At 60.4% G+C, this 18,327-nt stretch carries 20 protein-coding genes; all 20 read right to left on the bottom strand.

The features are described 5' to 3' along the window. Positions 1-44: 44 nt before the first annotated feature. On the bottom strand, positions 45-1,181 hold the full coding sequence (gene flhB, locus SGN16_RS07965) for a flagellar biosynthesis protein FlhB (protein WP_210643440.1): 1,137 nt from the start codon (positions 1,179-1,181) through the stop codon (positions 45-47). 3 nt (positions 1,182-1,184) lie between these two features. After that, positions 1,185-1,961, bottom strand: coding sequence for a flagellar biosynthetic protein FliR (gene fliR, locus SGN16_RS07960; protein WP_210645147.1), 777 nt, complete (start codon positions 1,959-1,961; stop codon positions 1,185-1,187). 10 nt (positions 1,962-1,971) lie between these two features. After that, positions 1,972-2,241 carry a flagellar biosynthesis protein FliQ gene (gene fliQ / locus SGN16_RS07955; RefSeq protein ID WP_003184009.1) on the bottom strand — a complete coding sequence of 90 codons (270 nt, stop codon included), beginning with the start codon at positions 2,239-2,241 and terminating at the stop codon, positions 1,972-1,974. Between the two features lie 23 nt (positions 2,242-2,264). Further along, positions 2,265-3,014 carry a flagellar type III secretion system pore protein FliP gene (gene fliP, locus SGN16_RS07950; RefSeq protein ID WP_210643439.1) on the bottom strand — a complete coding sequence of 250 codons (750 nt, stop codon included), beginning with the start codon at positions 3,012-3,014 and terminating at the stop codon, positions 2,265-2,267. Beyond that, positions 3,014-3,451: a flagellar biosynthetic protein FliO gene (gene fliO / locus SGN16_RS07945; RefSeq protein WP_210643438.1), complete on the bottom strand. Its 438-nt coding sequence runs from the start codon at positions 3,449-3,451 to the stop codon at positions 3,014-3,016. The genes fliP and fliO overlap by 1 nt, the downstream gene beginning before the upstream one ends. Further along, positions 3,452-3,910 (bottom strand): flagellar motor switch protein FliN, encoded by a 459-nt coding sequence (gene fliN / locus SGN16_RS07940; RefSeq protein WP_003199107.1) that lies wholly within the window; start codon positions 3,908-3,910, stop codon positions 3,452-3,454. Between the two features lie 72 nt (positions 3,911-3,982). Further along, a complete protein-coding gene (fliM, locus tag SGN16_RS07935) occupies positions 3,983-4,951 on the bottom strand; it encodes a flagellar motor switch protein FliM (RefSeq protein ID WP_003184019.1) in 969 nt (322 codons plus the stop codon). Positions 4,952-4,960: 9 nt separating this feature from the next. Beyond that, positions 4,961-5,464: a flagellar basal body-associated protein FliL gene (fliL, locus tag SGN16_RS07930; RefSeq protein ID WP_335943665.1), complete on the bottom strand. Its 504-nt coding sequence runs from the start codon at positions 5,462-5,464 to the stop codon at positions 4,961-4,963. A 222-nt stretch (positions 5,465-5,686) separates the two neighbouring features. Further along, entirely contained in the window at positions 5,687-7,060 is a 1,374-nt protein-coding gene (locus tag SGN16_RS07925; RefSeq protein WP_335943664.1) for a flagellar hook-length control protein FliK, read from the bottom strand. Positions 7,061-7,148: 88 nt separating this feature from the next. After that, positions 7,149-7,493 carry an Hpt domain-containing protein gene (locus SGN16_RS07920; protein WP_025212505.1) on the bottom strand — a complete coding sequence of 115 codons (345 nt, stop codon included), beginning with the start codon at positions 7,491-7,493 and terminating at the stop codon, positions 7,149-7,151. Positions 7,494-7,524: 31 nt separating this feature from the next. Continuing rightward, the gene (locus SGN16_RS07915) at positions 7,525-9,228 is read right to left on the bottom strand and encodes a fused response regulator/phosphatase (protein WP_210643435.1); all 1,704 of its coding nucleotides are present in this window, start codon (positions 9,226-9,228) and stop codon (positions 7,525-7,527) included. A 5-nt stretch (positions 9,229-9,233) separates the two neighbouring features. Continuing rightward, positions 9,234-9,539, bottom strand: coding sequence for an STAS domain-containing protein (locus SGN16_RS07910; RefSeq protein WP_210643434.1), 306 nt, complete (start codon positions 9,537-9,539; stop codon positions 9,234-9,236). Positions 9,540-9,642: 103 nt separating this feature from the next. Further along, positions 9,643-10,092, bottom strand: a complete 450-nt coding sequence (gene fliJ, locus SGN16_RS07905) for a flagellar export protein FliJ (RefSeq protein WP_335943663.1) — start codon at positions 10,090-10,092, stop codon at positions 9,643-9,645. A 6-nt stretch (positions 10,093-10,098) separates the two neighbouring features. After that, the gene (gene fliI / locus SGN16_RS07900) at positions 10,099-11,457 is read right to left on the bottom strand and encodes a flagellar protein export ATPase FliI (RefSeq protein WP_210643432.1); all 1,359 of its coding nucleotides are present in this window, start codon (positions 11,455-11,457) and stop codon (positions 10,099-10,101) included. Then, on the bottom strand, positions 11,447-12,292 hold the full coding sequence (gene fliH / locus SGN16_RS07895) for a flagellar assembly protein FliH (RefSeq protein ID WP_335943662.1): 846 nt from the start codon (positions 12,290-12,292) through the stop codon (positions 11,447-11,449). The genes fliI and fliH overlap by 11 nt, the downstream gene beginning before the upstream one ends. Positions 12,293-12,299: 7 nt before the next feature. Further along, a complete protein-coding gene (fliG, locus tag SGN16_RS07890) occupies positions 12,300-13,319 on the bottom strand; it encodes a flagellar motor switch protein FliG (protein ID WP_003184041.1) in 1,020 nt (339 codons plus the stop codon). Beyond that, entirely contained in the window at positions 13,312-15,096 is a 1,785-nt protein-coding gene (gene fliF / locus SGN16_RS07885) for a flagellar basal-body MS-ring/collar protein FliF (protein ID WP_210643430.1), read from the bottom strand. The genes fliG and fliF overlap by 8 nt, the downstream gene beginning before the upstream one ends. Before the next feature lie 15 nt (positions 15,097-15,111). Continuing rightward, complete coding sequence (fliE, locus tag SGN16_RS07880; RefSeq protein ID WP_210643429.1) at positions 15,112-15,438, bottom strand: flagellar hook-basal body complex protein FliE; 327 nt, start codon at positions 15,436-15,438, stop codon at positions 15,112-15,114. Positions 15,439-15,665: 227 nt separating this feature from the next. Next, a complete protein-coding gene (locus SGN16_RS07875) occupies positions 15,666-17,054 on the bottom strand; it encodes a sigma-54 dependent transcriptional regulator (protein ID WP_335943661.1) in 1,389 nt (462 codons plus the stop codon). A 5-nt stretch (positions 17,055-17,059) separates the two neighbouring features. Further along, positions 17,060-18,250 carry an ATP-binding protein gene (locus SGN16_RS07870; protein ID WP_335943675.1) on the bottom strand — a complete coding sequence of 397 codons (1,191 nt, stop codon included), beginning with the start codon at positions 18,248-18,250 and terminating at the stop codon, positions 17,060-17,062. Positions 18,251-18,327 lie beyond the last annotated feature (77 nt).

Raw genomic sequence — 18,327 nt, 5'->3', positions numbered from 1 at the left:
GTTTTCAGCTTTTTTAAGAAACGACGTATGTCGGAACTTATAAATCAGGAATCCCGCCGCAAATCCGGCGGAATCGGCAAGTCCTTGAGCGGCTCTGGACGCTTGCCTTTACCCGCGCGGTGTTGGCGGATCTGGTAGACATACGCCAGCACCTGAGCCACAGCCAGGTACAAGCCTCCAGGGATTTCCTGGTCGAGTTCAGTGGAGTAGTAGATCGACCGCGCCAACGCCGGGGATTCGAGCAGCATCACCTCATTGGCCACGGCGATTTCACGAATCTTCAGCGCCAGGAAGTCACTGCCCTTGGCCAGCAACACCGGAGCGTTGCCTTTGTCGGGGTCGTATTTGAGGGCGACGGCATAATGCGTCGGGTTGGTGATGACCACATCGGCATCGGGGATAGCCGCCATCATCCGCCGCTGGGACACCTCGCGCTGCAACTGGCGAATCCGCTGCTTGACCTCTGGCTTACCCTCCGAATCCTTATGCTCGTCGCGTACTTCCTGCTTGGTCATCATCAGCTTCTGCTTGCTCTGATACAGCTGGATCGGCACGTCGATGGCGGCGATCAGGATCAGGCCGCAAGCTATCCACAATGTGCTCCAGCCCACCAGTTGCACGCTGTGGATGATGGCTTGCTCAAGCGGCTCATGGGCGATGCGCAGCAGGTCGTCGATATCGGACTGCAACACGGTGAGCGCTACAAACAGCACCAGCAGGAATTTCCCAAAGGCCTTGAGCAGCTCCATCAGCGCGGTGGTAGAAAACATGCGCTTGAGACCAGCCGCCGGATTCATCCGACTGAATTTGGGGGCCAGGCTACCGGCAGCGAACAACCAGCCGCCCAGGGAAATCGGGCCGATAAAAGCGGCAAACAACAAGAAGATCAGCACCGGTTGCATCGCTGCAAGCGCGATCTTGCCCGAATGCAACAGATACTGAACCATGGAGCCCGGCGTCAGCAGCACCTCGCGGGGCAGGGAAAAATTCAGACGCATGATTTCCAGCAGATCCAGGGCCAGCCCGCCACCGTAGATCAGCAACCCACCCGCCCCGGCCAGCATCACTGCCAGCGTATTGAGTTCCTTGGAGCGGGCAGTCTCGCCCTTTTCCCGGGATTCTTTCTTGCGCTTTTCCGTGGGGTCTTCTGTCTTGTCCTGACCACTCTCGCTCTCGGCCATGGTTCAGCGCGCCTGTGCCATGTCGCGTAGCAGTTGCAAGGCCTGGGTGGCCAGCGGCTGGTACTGGTTGAGGATATCCCCCAGGCTGATCCAGAAAATCACCATGCCCAGCGTGAGGATCAGCGGGAAACCGATGGAGAAAATGTTCAGTTGCGGTGCCGCCCGGGTCATCACGCCAAAGGCAATGTTGACCACCAGCAGGGCGGTGATCGCCGGCAATACCAGCACCATCGCCGCGCCCAGGACCCAGCCGAGCTTGCCGGCGATCTCCCAGAAATGATTGACCAGCAAGGCGCTGCCAACCGGCAAGGTAGTGAAGCTCTCGGTCAACACCTCGAACACCACCAGATGCCCGTTCATAGCCAGGAACAGCAGGGTCACCAACATGGTCAGGAATTGCCCGATCACCGCCGTCGTCACGCCGTTGGTGGGGTCGACCATCGACGCGAAAGCCATGCCCATCTGGATCGAAATGATCTGCCCCGCCACTACGAACGCCTGGAAAAACAACTGCAGCGAAAAGCCCATCAAGACGCCGATAAGAATCTGTTCGGCGATGAGCATCAGGGCACTGAGATCCAAGGCATTGACGGGCGGCATCGGCGGCAACCCAGGCACGATGACCACCGTGATAGCCAGGGCGAAATACAGTCGCACACGGGTCGGCACCAGGGTCGTGCCAAAGACCGGCATGCTCATCAGCACCGCGGTGACGCGAAACAGCGGCAGTATGAACGACGCCACCCAGGTACTGATCTGGGTGTCCGTCAGCGCGAGCATCGACATCAGGTCAACCGATCAACTGCGGAATACTGCCGTACAACTGCAGGATGTATTCCATGAAGGTCTGCACCAGCCAGGGACCGGCAACGATCAGCGTGACCAGCATCACCAGCAGGCGCGGCAGGAAGCTCAAGGTCTGCTCGTTGATCTGGGTCGCGGCCTGAAACATGGCCACCAGCAACCCCACCAACAGGCTGGGGATCACCAGGATGGCGACCATCATGGTCGTCAGCCAGAGCGCTTCGCGGAACAGGTCTACCGCTACTTCAGGCGTCATATCGTCCTACCCGCACAAATGGTCTAAACACCGCCGAAACTGCCCGCGAGGGTACCAATGATCAGCGCCCAGCCATCCACCAGCACGAACAACATGATCTTGAACGGCAGGGAGATGATCAGCGGCGACAGCATCATCATGCCCATAGCCATCAGGATACTGGCGACCACCAGGTCGATGATCAGGAACGGGATGAAAATCATGAAGCCGATCTGGAACGCGGTTTTCAGCTCGGATGTCACGAACGCCGGCACCAGGATGGTCAAGGGCGCCTGATCGGGGCTGGCGATGTCAGTGCGCTTGGACAAGCGCATGAACAGCTCCAGATCGCTGCTGCGGGTCTGGGCCAGCATGAAATCCTTGATCGGCACCTCGGCCTTGGCCACGGCATCCTGGGCGGTGAGTTTTTCCGCCAGGTAAGGTTGCAGCGCATCCTGGTTCACCCGGTCGAACACCGGAGCCATGATGAACATGGTCAGAAACAGCGCCATGCCGGTGAGGATCTGGTTCGACGGCGTCTGTTGCAGACCCAGGGCTTGGCGCAGGATCGAAAAGACAATGATGATCCGAGTGAAGCTGGTCATCAGCATGACAAACGCCGGGATGAAACTCAGCGCAGTCATGATCAGCAGGATCTGCAGGCTGACCGAGTATTCCTGTGCCCCTTCGGCGTTGGTGCCCAGGGTAATCGCCGGGATCGACAGTGGGTCGGCGGCGAACGCCAACGGCGCGGCCAGCATCAGGGCCAACGCCAACAGAATGCGCAACGGCATTACTTTTTATCCTTCTGATCTTTACCCAGCAGTTCCATGAGGCGCTGGGCAAATTCGGGGGCGACCTGCTCTGTAGAGGATATCTGCACCGGTTCCTTGAGGACGTGCAACGCAGTAATGGTGCCCGGGCTCAAGCCCAGCAGGATCTGCTCGTTACCGACCTGCACCAGCACCAGCCGGTCTCGCGGGCCAAGCGCGCGGGAACCGACGATGTCGATGACCTGCCCTTTGCCGGCCGGCCCCGCCTGTTGCACGCGCCGCAATAGCCAGGCCAGGAAGAAGATCAAGCCCAGTACCAGCAGCAGGCCCAGCACCAGTTGCGCCAATTGCCCGGCCATCCCACTGCCTGTTGCCGACGCAACGGCCGCAGTGGCAACCGGTTCGGCCGCCAGCACACTGAACGGCAGCATCAAGGCTGCTGCGAAGAAACTTTTCACTCAGCGCAGCTTCTTGATGCGTTCGCTCGGGCTGATCACGTCCGTCAGGCGGATGCCGAACTTCTCGTTGACCACCACCACTTCGCCATGGGCGATCAGGGTGCCATTGACCAACACGTCCAGTGGCTCACCAGCCAGGCGATCCAGTTCGATCACAGAACCCTGGTTGAGCTGCAGCAGGTTGCGAATGTTGATGTCGGTGCTGCCCACTTCCATGGAAATCGACACCGGGATGTCAAGGATCACATCCAGGTTGGGGCCATCGAGCGTCACCGGCTCATGACTCTTGGGCACGCTGCCAAACTCTTCCATCTGCAGGCGGCTGGAGGCGTGGGCGCCGGTATCGGCCGCCAGCAAGGCGTCGATGTCTGCCTGCCCGGCATCGCCGGTTTCTTCCAGGGCCGCGGCCCATTCGTCGGCCAGCGCCTGGTCATCCTGGGTATTCATATCGTCAGCCATCATGTGTCCTCGGCGGGCAAAAATCAGTTGAAAACGTAAAATCCGTTACAAACTTAAGGAGTTCGACACCGCTCAGCGGCGTTCGATCGGCTCTATCACCTGCAACGCCAGGTTGCCTTTGTGAGAGCCCATCTTGACCTTGAAGGCCGGCACGCCATTGGCGCGCATGATCATGTCTTCAGGCATTTCCACGGGGATGATGTCACCCGGCTGCATGTGCAGAATGTCTCGCAGGCGCAGCTGGCGCCGGGCGACCGTCGCGCCGATCGGCACGTCGACATCCAGCACGTCCTGGCGCAAAGCGTTGATCCAGCGCTCGTCCTGGTCGTCGAGGTCCGACTGGAAACCGGCGTCGAGCATTTCGCGCACCGGTTCGATCATCGAGTACGGCATGGTCACGTGCAGGTCGCCGCCACCACCGTCGAGTTCAATATGGAAAGTCGAGACCACAATGGCTTCGCTTGGGCCGACGATGTTGGCCATGGCCGGGTTCACTTCCGAGTTGATGTACTCGAAGTTCACTTCCATGATCGCCTGCCAGGCCTCCTTCAAATCGACAAAGGCCTGTTCCAGCACCATGCGTACCACTCGCAACTCGGTCGGGGTGAATTCCCGCCCTTCGATCTTGGCGTGACGACCGTCGCCGCCAAAAAAGTTATCCACCAGCTTGAACACCAGCTTGGCGTCGAGGATGAACAGCGCCGTACCGCGCAGCGGCTTGATCTTCACCAGGTTGAGGCTGGTAGGCACGTACAGCGAGTGTACGTACTCACCGAACTTCATCACCTGCACGCCTCCCACGGCCACATCGGCCGAGCGGCGCAGCATGTTGAACATGCTGATGCGGGTGTACCGGGCGAAACGCTCGTTGATCATTTCCAGGGTCGGCATCCGTCCGCGAACGATGCGATCCTGGCTGGTCAGGTCGTAGCTTTTGACGCTGCCCGGTTCAGCAGCGTTTTCGGTTTGCACCAGGCCATCGTCGACACCATGCAACAGCGCGTCGATTTCGTCCTGGGACAACAGGTCCTGCACGGCCATGTCGTGTTCCTACTGCAATACGAAGTTAGTGAAAAGCAACTGTTCGATCACCACTTTGCCGAGCTCTTTCTGAGCCACTTCCTGCACGCTGGCCGTAGCTTTCTGACGCAGCATTTCCTGGCCGACCGGAGTGGCCAGGGTGTCGAAATTCTGTCCGGAAAACAGCATCACCAGGTTATTGCGGATCAGCGGCATGTGCACCCGCAGCGCCTCCAGGTCAGCCTGGTTGCGGCCCAACAAGGTGATGCTCACCTGCATGTAGCGTTGGCGACCATTCTGGGTGTAGTTGGCCACGAAGGCCGGCGCCATTGGTTCGAAAATCGCCGGCTGTTTGCCCACCGGCGCCGCTTCGACCGCCGCCGCTGGCTTGCTTTGAGCGCTGTGCATGAAATACCAGGTCGCCCCCACGGACACACCGATCGCCAGGAGCAAGCCCACCACGATCACGATGATCAGCTTGAGTTTGCCTTTGGTTGCAGGGTCTTTTACAGCTGCTGCTTCACTCTTCGCCATGCCAATAATCCGTCACTAATCGGGGTTTTCACTGTTGCACGGCAAGGCTGGAGCAAGTGTTATGCCAGAAGAGGAAGGACGGGGTCAGATGCAATCTCTAGAACGCCATAAACCAATGTGGGAGCGGGCTTGCTCGCGAAGCGGAGTGTCAGTTGACAATACTGTCGACCGACATACCGCTTCGCGAGCAAGCCCGCTCCCACAGGAGGGGACATCATTGGATCAGGCGTAGTAGTCGACCGCGCTGGAACCAATGACGCTGGTGGTACTGGCCGCCACTTCAGCGACGCTGGCCGGCAGGCTTTCCTCCACCGAGTCCACTCGCCCACCGCCCGACGTGGTACGTCCGGCCTGGGCCTGCTGCTGCGCTTGTTGCTCCGAGTTCTGCGAACCGCGAGACTGATCGGACACATTGACGTCGACCTGGCCCATGCCCTGCTGGGCAAAACTGTCCCGCAGGCGATGCATCTGGCCTTCCAGGGCTTCGCGAACGCCGGGATGGGCGCTCATGAACGTGACCTGGGTCTGCTGGTCTGGAACCATGTTCACCCGGATATCCAGGCGCCCAAGTTCGGCGGGCTGCAACTGGATGTCGGCCGCCTTGAGATTGACACTGGACAGGTACATCACCCGGTTGACCACTTCTTCGGTCCAACCACTCTGATTCATCGCGATAGGTTGGTTGACCGGCACCGCGTTAGCGGTTTTTGGCGTGGCAGCCTGGGTCAGTGCCGCCAGGCGGTTGGCGAAATCGTCCACGCGGGTATCACTGGAAGCCGCGGTAAGGTCCTTGAGGCCGTCGCTGATCAAGCCGCTGAACGCTTTATCACCGCCCTGGCTGCCGAGGTCGGTGCTGTTCTGATCAGCTTGCACAGTGAGCATGCTCGCCATGCCGGCGGCGAAGGTCTGGGCCGAGGTTGGCTCACCGTCGAGCGAGGCTGACGCAGCGTTTTTGGACTGCGCCTGGCTGGAAGCGGAAACATGACCGCTCTGCTCCATCGCCAAGCGCAAGGCCGGCAATGCGTCGAGCGGATCGGCCTGCGGATCGAACCCTGGATCGACCGCGGGGGCGGCAGCTGGCGTCAACGGCGCGACCGCAGCCGCCACCAGGGACGTTACCTGGGTATCAGGGGCAACCACCACCGGCGCCGGGGCCGGCTCGGGGGCAGCGACCGGCGCGACCACCTCGGGCAACAACGCAGGATCAAGTGTCGGGTCGGCAGGGGCAGCCTCCGCGACCGGGGTTTGAGCTGCGTCGTCGCTGTCGTCGCTGTTGTCACTGGCGGTCTTGTCGTCGGCAGTGGCAGGTTTGTCGGCGGGCAAGGGTTTGCCGCTATCGGCAACCGTCGGTTCCGAGGCGGCAGCGGTTTCGTTGCCGTCGTCCTTTTTGACAGGGGTATCGGAAGTCTTGTCACGCATCGGTTTAATCGCTGGCTCAGGGGCCGCCGACGATTTGACGGGCGCCTGCTGGGCGAAGACCTGCGCGAAGTTGGAGGCTTTATTCCCGAGGTCCGGGGCCGCTGCCGGTGAATTGACGGTGGCCTGGGGCTTGGCCTGGGCAGTGGCCTGAAGCAATGAATTGGGCGTGACGGGCATAAAAGGATCTCCGCTGCACTGGAATCATAGGTCCAGTCGAGAGAAGGCAATGCAAGGGGCGGGCCAACGGATGAAAAGCGATGAATTCTCAGCAGTGGAAGCCTTCACGCTCTTCCCTGCAAAGATTTCGAACATGAGCAAACTCGCTGTCGATTTCGCTGACCAGTTTCTCGATGCCGCCCAATGACGGCTGCTTGGCGCGCTGCTCCAACTCTGCACACAGCTCGGCCAAACGGATCGCGCCCATATTACTGCTGCTGCCCTTGAAGCTATGGGCCGTGGCGCTCAGTTTTTCAGCGTCCCGGGCTTCATGCAGCACACGCAGGCGTGCTTCGGAATCGTTGAGAAAAGTATCCAGCAACTCCAGATACCCATCCTCCATGACTTCCTTCAATGTGCTAAGCACATCGCGGTCCAGATGAATCTCACTCACTTGTTCGCTCCCTGATCAAGAATGGCCCCGATTATGCCAGAGCCTCCCAGAAAAACTCCACGCGCGCACTACGACCATCGTCGGACCAGCAGGCCTGATGGCTCAACTGGCGTACCAGGCTCACGCCGCGCCCCGACAACCGATCGCTGTCCAGTGGTCGTGCCAACACCTTGGCAACATCGAAACCCTCGCCGCTGTCTTCGACTTCAATTGCCAGGCGGCCACCGTCGCCATGAGGCGTGACATGCAAGTGTACTCGCACGTGACCATCACTCAGCTCCTCCAGGCGCGTGTTGCGCTCGCTGTAGTAACGCGCGAAACCCGACGCGTCATGCTTGATGCTTGAATCGAGCCCCAGCACACCATGCTCCAGCGCATTGGAATAAAGCTCCGACATTACGCTGTACAGCGCCCCACTCTGGGCCCTGAGCCCATGAACCTCAAGCAGCAACTGCAACAGGTAGGGCATGGGGTTGAACCGTTTGAGGGTCTGCGCTCGAAACTCGAAGCTCACCGACCAGTCCAGCGGGCTGGACTGACCACTATCGGAATAGACCGGCGGCGGCGGGTTGAGTTGCCCTGGCGCGACCAGACGCACTTCCACCATGCTGAAGTCGTCCCGTGACTCGCCACGAAAGTCTCGCAGCGCCTGCTGGATATCCTCGAAAAGACGGTCAGGCTCACGGTTGGCCGCGAACACCTGCTGCAACCCCTCCACGCCAAACGGCTGGTCGTTGTCGTCGCTGGTTTCGATCACGCCATCGGATAGCAGGAATACCCGGTCACCCAGAGACATGGGGTGCACCTCGGTGCGGTCATCGAATAACTGCGGCTTGAGCACGCCCAACGGCAGGTGGCGCGCCGGCAATGGCGTGCGCATGCCGGTGAGGCTGTCATGCAGATAACCATCGGGCATGCCGCCGTTCCAGATTTCCACCGTGCAGCGCTCGAAGCTCAGGCACAACAGCGTCGCGCAACAGAACATATCCACCGGCAGGATGCGTTTGAGCTTGGCATTCATCTCCCGCAGGATCTGCGCCAGGCCGTAGCCTTTGGCCGTCATCCCATAGAACACTTCCGCCAGCGGCATCGCGCCGACCGCCGCCGGCAGACCGTGTCCAGTGAAATCCCCCAGCAGGACGTGCATGTCGCCGGCCGGATTGAAAGCCGCCAGCAGCAAATCGCCGTTGAACAAGGCATAGGGCGATTGCAGGTAACGGATGTTCGGCGCGCTCAGGCAACCGGAATGGGCGATTTTGTCGAACACGGCCTTGGCGACCCGCTGCTCGTTGAGCAGGTAGTCATGGTGCCGGGCGATCTGGTCACGCTGTTCCACGACGGTGGCCTGCAACCGACGCAAGCGGTCCATGGCCTTGATCTTGGCGGCCAGGATCACCTGGTTATAGGGTTTGGCCAGGAAATCGTCACCGCCAGCCTCCAGGCAACGGGCCAGGGCTTCGCTTTCGGTCAGTGACGTCAGAAAAATGATCGGGACCAGTTGCTCACCGGCCAATTGCTTGATCTGCTGCGCGGCTTCAAAACCGTCCATCACCGGCATCATGGCGTCCATCAGCACCAGGTGCGGACGCTGCTGGCGATAAACCTCGACTGCCTCGGCACCGTCAGCGGCAGTCAGGACCTGATGACCCTGGCGACGAACGATGGTTGACAGCAGGAGGCGATCAGCGGCGCTGTCCTCGGCAATCAGGACGGTCAGCGGCTCCGGCGGTTGCATAGCGATCAACTGATGTCGAACAGCTTGTCGAAGTTGGAGATCGCGAGGATTTTCTTCACGTCACTGCTGCTGTTGACAACCCGGATATCTGACTCGTCGCCACCGGCATAGTCACGCAATAGCAAGAGCATGCCCAAGGCAGAACTGTCGAGATAAGTGGCTTTCTTCAAGTCCACCACGATGGAGTCGGGTATCGTATTGAGTCTCTCGTAAGACTCACGAAACTCCTGGTGCCGTCCGAAATCGAATCGACCCTCGACCGAAATCGTCAGTTTTTTCCCATGTTCGGATACTTCGGTAACAACTGACATAGTTGGCTTCCTTGTCATGGACATACGTGTACAAGGTTTAGCACCTGGTAGAGGTACGAGCAAGGTTTTGGAGCAATCATCCGACAAAAATCTGGCTGCATGACTAGTACGGATCCTGACGCGGCAAACGCTGGGACAACTCATCCAGCAGCTTTTGCTCGCGCTTGTCCTCCAATTGCCGCGCCTCATCGATATAGCGCTGCACCAGTTTGCGCAGCCCTTCGACCCGAGCGAAAGCTTCTTGCCAGCTCTGGCGGGCCTTTTCCAGGTTGTTCTGGTGCCAATTCAGACTCTGGCGTTGCTGGTCGATAGCCGTGCCCAACTGCGCAAGAAACCCTTGGTACCCCAGCAACCATTGCCCGGAAACGCCATGGCTGCCACGGGTAATCCATTGTTCTTGATATTCGAGGCGGAAGTTCTCCAGGTCGGCCAGTTTGCTCTCGGCCACTTTGACCTGCCCCTGGAAATAGGCCAGCCGCTGGACAGCGGTTTTCTCGGCTTTTTCCGCCATGTCCACCACCGGCGCCAGGCGCGCCGCACGACTCGTGGCCATGGCCGGTTAGCCGCCGGCGACCGGGGTGAAAATACTCTGCAGGTGCGCTTCGCTGGCGCCCATGCCGATGTTGTCGTTCAGGCTCTGGCGCAGGTAAACGGCCATGGCCGGATAGAGATTGATGGCGGTGTCGGTTTCCCGGTCACCGCCGGGCACGTAGGCACCGACGCTGATCAGGTCGCGGCTTTGCTGGTAGCGCGACCAGTATTGCTTGAACTGTTGGGCACGCTTCATGTGTTCGGCACTGATGACCGACGGCATCACCCGGCTGATGGACGCTTCGATATCGATGGCTGGGTAATGTCCCTCTTCGGCCAAGCGTCTGGACAGCACAATGTGACCATCGAGCACACCCCGAGCGGAGTCGGCAATGGGGTCTTGCTGGTCGTCACCCTCAGACAGCACGGTATAAAACGCCGTGATCGAACCACCGCCCTTCTCTGCGTTACCGGCACGTTCCACCAGCTTCGGCAGCTTGGCGAACACTGAAGGTGGATAACCCTTGGTGGCCGGCGGCTCGCCAATGGCCAGGGCGATTTCCCGCTGGGCCTGGGCAAAACGGGTCAGCGAATCCATCAGCAACAGGACATTCTTGCCCTTGTCGCGGAAATACTCGGCGATGCGCGTGCAGTACATGGCCGCCCGCAGCCGCATCAGCGGGGCATCGTCCGCTGGCGAAGCGACTACGACCGAACGCTTGAGCCCTTCTTCGCCAAGGATGTGCTCGATGAATTCCTTCACCTCGCGGCCCCGCTCGCCGATCAGGCCCACAACGATGATGTCGGCTTCGGTGAAACGGGTCATCATGCCCAGCAGCACACTCTTACCCACCCCGGTACCGGCAAACAGGCCCAGACGCTGGCCGCGCCCAACCGTCAACAAACCGTTGATGCAACGAATGCCCACGTCCAGCGGCACGCTGATGGGGTCGCGCTTGAGGGGGTTGATTGTCGGGCCATCCATCGGCACCCAGTCTTCGGCCTTCATCCCACCTTTGCCGTCCAGGGCACGTCCGGCCCCGTCCAGCACGCGTCCGAGCATACCCATGCCCATGGGCAGCCGACCGGTGTCGGGCAGGGGCACCACGCGCGCCCCCGGGGCGATACCGGCCACGCTGCCCACCGGCATCAAAAAGACTTTGCTGCCGGAAAAGCCCATGACTTCGGCTTCGACCTGAACTGGGTGATAGCTGTCGTCGTTGATCACCATGCAGCGACTGCCCATGGCGGCACGCAGGCCTTCGGCTTCAAGCGTCAGGCCGACCATGCGCAGCAGGCGCCCTTCCAGGATCGGCTGGCCGGCCAACTCAGTGGCCTCGGCGTAGCTGCCCAGGCGCTTGCCGAAGCTGGTTCGCTCAAGGCGCATCACGGCCGTCCAATGCAGGAACACTCAATTCAACGGGATCCGGCTCAGCGATGCTCGGTTCATCATCAGCCGCGACCGTGGGTTCGTCCGGCAACTCCAGACTCAAATCGCTGGCTGCCGGATGCAGGGCCTGTTCGTGCAATTGGTCAAACAGCTTGGCCATGACCTGACTGATGCGGGTTTCGACCGTCGCATCGATACGACTGTGCTCGGTTTCCACCCGGCAACCACCCGGCAGTAACGAAGCATCCTCCACAATGCGCCAGGTTTCTTCATGACGCTCGCGCAAGGCTTTGACCAACTCGAAATCCTGAGGGTTGATGTACAACCGCACATTGCCTACGCCCAGCGGCAATAGCTTGAGGGCTTCGCGCATGACGTGTTCGATCTGGTTCGAATCAATGGCCAGTTCACGCTGGATCACCTGTTTGGTGATGTGTTGCACCAAACCCACCAGGGATTTCTCGATCTGGGTGTCCTGCTCGGCGATAGGATCGAACAGGTTGTGCATCAGCGATTCCAACGCCCGCAACTTGGCCGTCAGCGCCACGTCGGCTTCCTGACGGACCTTGAGCGTGGTGCTGTGGAACCCTTCCTTCTCGCCAACGGCGAAGCCTTCGTTGTAGGCCTCCTGGCGAATGCTCTCGACTTCCTCCAGAGTCAGTGGCTGGACTTCCTCCAGCGGCACTTCCTCCATTTCCGGCAACTCTTCCACAGGCTCCGGCTCAGGCTCGGGCACGTGGGGGTCGAAGCTTGGCAGCGACCAGACGTCGAAACCGCCGACGTCCCGGGCGCGGATCAGGTCGCTGGGTGAATCATCACTCTTGGCAGACATAACGACCTTAGATCATCTCTTCGCCGCCCTTGCCACCGAGAACGATCTCTCCGGCTTCGGCCATACGGCGGGCGATGGTGAGGATTTCCTTCTGTGCGGTTTCCACGTCGCTGACGCGCACCGGGCCCTTGGCCTCGAGGTCGTCGCGCAACAGTTCGGCCGCCCGTTTGGACATGTTCTTGAAGATCTTTTCCTTGACGCCTTCGTCCGAGCCCTTGAGAGCCAGCACCAGTACATCGGAGGACACTTCGCGCAACAGTGCCTGAATACCGCGGTCATCGACATCGGACAGGTTGTTGAACACGAACATGAGGTCTTCGATCTGACCGGACAGGTCCTCGTCGACTTCGCGGATCGAATCCATCAACTGACCTTCGATCGAACTGTCGAGGAAGTTCATGATATCCGCCGCACGCTTGATACCACCCAGGGTGGTGCGCGAGGCATTGGAGTTGCCCGAGAACTGCTTCTCGAGGATCTGGTTCAATTCTTTCAGGGCCGCTGGTTGCACGGTGTTGAGCGAAGACACCCGCAGGATGATGTCCAACCGCACTTTATGGTCGAAGTTGCCCAGCACTTCGCCGGCCTGGTCCGGATCGAGGTAGGCCACCACAATCGCCTGGATCTGTGGGTGCTCGTAACGGATCACGTCGGCAACGGCGCGCGGTTCCATCCACTTGAGGCTGTCCAGGCCGCTGGTATTGCCACCCAGCAGGATACGGTCGATGAGGCCGTTGGCCTTGTCCTCGCCCAGTGCCTGGGTGAGCATCTTGCGCACGTAGTCATCGGAACCGACGCCCAGGCTGGTCTGATCGCCGACGATGTCGACGAACTCGCTCATCACCTGCTCGACCTGCTCACGGTGCACATTGCCCATCTGCGCCATGGCCACGCCCACTCGCTGGACCTCTTTGGGGCCCATGTGGCGCAGCACTTGGGCGGCGTCGGTCGAACCCAGGGACAGCAGCAAAATCGCAGCTTTGTCGACCCGGGACAATTTGGCAACAGCGGCTCGATTATCACTCATCTGCGTTAATCCACTCTTTCACGACCTGGGCCACACGACCCGGATCTTCTGCCACCAGACTCTTGATGGCGTTCAACTGAGCGTCATAGCCTTCGCTCGGGCTTGGCAACAGAATGCTCTGCGGCCCGCCGAGGCTGACGCGATCATTGGCCAATTCGCCATCCAGGCCGCCCATGCCGCCCAGCTCTACATCACCCAAGCCAGCCAACTGCTTGCTCCTGCCGCCACCGGTAATGTTGTTGAGCACCGGACGCAGCACGCCAAACACCAGGATCAGGATGAACAGCACACCCAATACTTGCTTGACCACATCCCAGAACCAGGGTTGCGAATAAAACGGAATATCGGCGATGACTTCACCGCGCTCCGAGGAGAATGGCACGTTGATCACACTGACGCTGTCGCCACGGCTGGCATCGAAACCCACGGCGTCCTGTACCAGTCGGGTAAAGCGCGCCAATTCGTCGGCGCTCCACGGTGCCCGGCTGGTTTCGCCGTTGGCCGGGTTGACCTTGACCTGATCGTCCACCACCACGGCCACCGACAGGCGGGTCAGACGGCCCTGCTGCTGCTTGGTGTGGCTGATGGAACGGTCGAGTTCGAAGTTCTTGGTCGACTGTTGACGCTTATCGGCTGGATACGGCGCCAACATCGGCTGGCCGGTGGCCGGGTCCATGATCTGCTGGCCATTGGCGTCGATCAGCGGTTGACCTGGCTGCACCATGCCGGCGGCTGCGGTTGCACCACCGGTGGTTTGTGGCGCGCTGGCCGGCGACGGCGGTTGGTTGCTCAGGGCACCCGGCACGCCTTGCGGACCATTGCTGGCGGTGCGCTGTTCGCTCACCGATTGCTCGCTGCGCAAGGCCGGTTGATCCGGGTTGAACTGCTCGGACGTCGACTCGACGGCACTGAAATCCAGGTCGGCCGAGACTTCCGCCTTATAGCGATCGTTACCCAGGATCGGTTGCAGGATGTTGTGCACCCGTTGGGTCAGCATGCCTTCCATGCGACGGCTGTAATCGAATTGCTTGCCGGCCATGGTCAGTTCGGAGTTTTCCGCCTGATCAGACAACAGGTTGCCTTTCTGGTCGACCACCGTGATTTGGGATTTGCTCAACTCAGGTACGCTGGTCGCCACCAGGTTGATGATGGCCAGCACTTGGCCTGGCTCCAGGGAGCGGCCCGAATACAGTTCGACCAGTACCGAAGCACTCGGTTTGCGTTCATCGCGCACAAACACCGAACTCTTCGGAATCGCCAGGTGCACACGGGCGCCCTTGACGTTGTTCAGGCTGGAAATGGTGCGCGCCAGTTCGCCTTCCAGGCCGCGACGATAACGGGTCGCTTCCATGAACTGACTGGTGCCCAGGCCTTGATCCTTGTCGAGGATCTCGAAACCGATGTTGCCATCGGTGGGCGTCACGCCAGCGGCGGCGAGCTTGAGGCGCGCACGGGCGACGTCGTCAGCCTTGACCAGCAACGCACCGGAATTGGGTTCGACAGTGTAAGGAATGTCAGCGGAAGCCAGGGTTTCCATGACTTGCTTGGCGTCCATGCCCGCAAGGCTGCCGTACAGAGGACGGTAGTCCGGCTGCTGGGACCACAGCACCACGGCAAAACCAATCGCCACGCTGGCAGCCAGGCCGACCAACAGGCCAACCTGACGCAACATGGTCATCTCGGAGAGATTTTCCAGGAAGGACAGACCGAACAGCGGCGGTTTGCCGTCTATCGGAGTGGCCTTGGCCGGAACGTTATCAGCGGCTGCTTCTGCCATGACTCAATAATTTCCTTAGACCGGCATCTGCATGATGTCTTGATAGGCTTGAACCAGTTTGTTGCGAACCTGGGTCAACGCCTGAAACGAGACAGCGGCTTTCTGCGAGGAGATCATGACATCCGTCAGGTCGACGCCGCTTTTGCCAATCTCGAAAGCACTGGCCAACTGATTCGACGCCTGCTGGGTATCGTTCACTTTATTGACGGCCTGACCGAGCATGTCGGAAAAGCTGCTGCCACCCACTTGGGGGACCGCGACCGATTTAGGCTGGGCCATGGCGTCCATCTGCATGGCCCGCATGTCCAGCATCAACCGATTAAATTCAATACCTTGGCTCATGGTCTACTCTCTCTGGCGGCCCGCGTTTTTTTGACACTTACTCAGCGGGTATACAGGTGTTAGCAACAAGGGTGCCAGCTCCATGGCGACAGGAAACAAATGCTCACTTAAGCTCATGTGGGAGCGGGCCTGCCCGCGAAAGCGATGGCTCAGCCCATGCAAATGTGACTGGCAGATCGCCTTCGCGAGCAATCCTGCTCCCACAAAGGATTTTCGGTACACACCACTCAACTGGCGAAGAGGTAGGCCTCCACATCCATTCCGGCGTCCCGCATCTGTGCCAGCTTGTAGCGCAGGGTGCGCGGGCTGATCCCCAGGCGTTCGGCTGCCTCCTTGCGACGACCGCGCTCGGCGCGCAGGGTGTCGATGATCATCTGGAATTCGCGACGGCGCAGGTCGTCTCCCAGGGCGCCAGCCGACTCGCCCTCCGCGTCCGCCTGGGGGGCGAACGCCGGAGCCGCCGACAGCGCTGGCAATGGCGCGCAGGCCACCGGACCGCTCAGACAGAAATCTTGCGGCTGGATCAAACCGCCTTGCTGCAGAATCAATGCTCGCTGAATGGCGTTATCCAGCTCCCGCACGTTACCGGGCCAGGGATAGGCGATCAGGAAAGCCTCGGCCTGGGGCGACAATCGGGCCGTCGCATGCTTCATTTTGTTCACGTGTTTGGCCAGCAGGCGTTCGGCCAGTGGCAGGATATCGGCGGTGCGCTCGCGCAGCGGACGCCAGGCCAGCGGAAATACCGACAGGCGATAGTAAAGGTCTTCACGAAAACGCCCTGCCGCCACTTCGCCGGCCAGGTCACGGTTGGTGGTCGCCACCACGCGAATGTCCAGGCTGATGGGTTTGCGGGCACCGACCCGCTCCACTTCCCGCTCTTGCAAGACCCGCAACAGCTTGGCCTGCAACCCCAGGGGCATTTCGGAAATTTCATCGAGCAAAATGGTGCCGCCATCGGCTTGCTCGAACTTGCCGGCCTGGGCCGCAATGGCGCCGGTGAACGAGCCCTTTTCGTGCCCGAACAGTGTCGCCTCGAGCATGTTGTCGGGAATCGCCGCACAGTTGATCGCAATGAACGGTTCGCTGGCGCGCCGGGATTGCTGGTGGATGTAGCGCGCCAGCACTTCCTTGCCGGTGCCAGACTCGCCGGAGATCAACACCGTCGAGTCACTGCGGGCCACTCGCGCCGCCAACTCCAGCAACTGCGCACTGACCGGCTCGAGCGCGACCGGCCCATCACCGTCAATGGCAGGACTACCTTGGGCATGGCGAGCTACCAGATCCAGCAACGCCTTGGGCTCGAACGGCTTGACCAGATAATCCGCCGCGCCTTGGCGCATGGCATCCACTGCTCGCTCGACAGCACCGTGAGCGGTCATCAGTAACACTGGCAACTGAGGCTGACGGGCGCGCAACAGCCCAAGCAATTGATGCCCGTCCATGCCTGGCATGTTGACGTCACTGATCACCAGGCTGAAGGGTTCCCGGCCAACGGCCAGCAATGCCTCTTCCGCCGAACCGACGGCGGCGTAATCGTGCCCGGCCAGTACCAGCGTATCGGCCAGCGCTTCGCGCAGGGCCCGATCGTCCTCAACCAGTAACACCTTGATCGCCATTACCTTTACTCCATACCCGGCGCACTGGAAAACAGCGGCAAGAGCACCAACGCACAGGTGCCGCGTCCCAGCCGCGAGCGCAATTGCAACTCTCCCTGATGCGCACGGGCCACGGCCTTGACCACGGTCAACCCCAGTCCGGTGCCGGTAGTCTTCGTGGTGAAGAACGGCTCGCCCAGACGCGTCAGTACGGCCGGCTCGATCCCACTGCCACTGTCACTGACGCACAAGCGCAACGTGTTGCCGCGGGTATATAAATGCACCTTCAAACGGACATTGCCGTTGCTGGCCTGGATTGCGTTTTCAATGAGATTCAACACCGCACCGACCAGGGTGTCACGGTTACACAGCAGCTCGCCGGTATGGCTGTCGCACTGCCAGCGGACCGGCAAATCCTGCACATGGGTCAACGCCGCTGCCTGCAATGATTGCAGCAAAGCCTTGGGGGTAACGCGGTCGGTCAACGGCAGTTCACCACGGGCGAATACCAGCATGTCGCGCACTTGATGCTCCAACTCGTGCAGGCGCTCCTTGAGGCGACCGGCGAACCGCTGCTGGGTTTCTACCGGCAGTTGCTGTTCAGTCAGATGGCTGGCGTATAAAAGTGCGGCAGACAGAGGCGTGCGAATCTGGTGCGCCAACGACGCGACCATCCGCCCCAGGGATGACAAGCGCTCATGACGAGCCAATTGATCTTGCAGGTGACGGGTTTCAGTCAGGTCATTGAGCAACACCAGTTGCCCCGGCTCGGCATCCAGCGAACGCGTCGAAATGGACAGGCGCCGACCGTCCTTGAGCGACACTTCATGGCCGTCGTCTTCACGGGGCGCAAAGCAACGCGCAATGACATGCCGCCACAGCTCCCCTTCCAGCGGCAGGCCAAGCAACTCACAGGCTGCAGGGTTGGCTTCGCGCACACGGCCATGAGCATCGATGACAATAACGCCACCGGGCAACAGATCGAGCAGGTTTTGCAGACGATTAGCCAGGCGCTCTTTTTCCGCCAGCTCCTGCATACGCTGGGCGCTGACCACCGCCAACTCGCCCTTGAGCTCGGTGACCCGGGCTTCGAGCAGGCTGTAGGAATCAGTCAGCTGACTGGACATTTGGCTAAACAACGCAAATGCCTGCTCAAGTCCAAGCCGGCTAGCCTGCTCGGCGGATGGCATGAGCCCCGGCTCAGGGACAGGGGACATCTGGGCGGCTTGGGTCATCGTGTCTCTCGCTTGGCTGACCGTCAGTTAAACGGAACGTTGCGAGGGCTGTAGCAATA

Origin of the sequence: Pseudomonas sp. G166, assembly GCF_037027455.2 — a bacterium.
Lineage (GTDB): Bacteria > Pseudomonadota > Gammaproteobacteria > Pseudomonadales > Pseudomonadaceae > Aquipseudomonas.
This window is presented reverse-complemented; position numbering and strand designations above follow the sequence as displayed.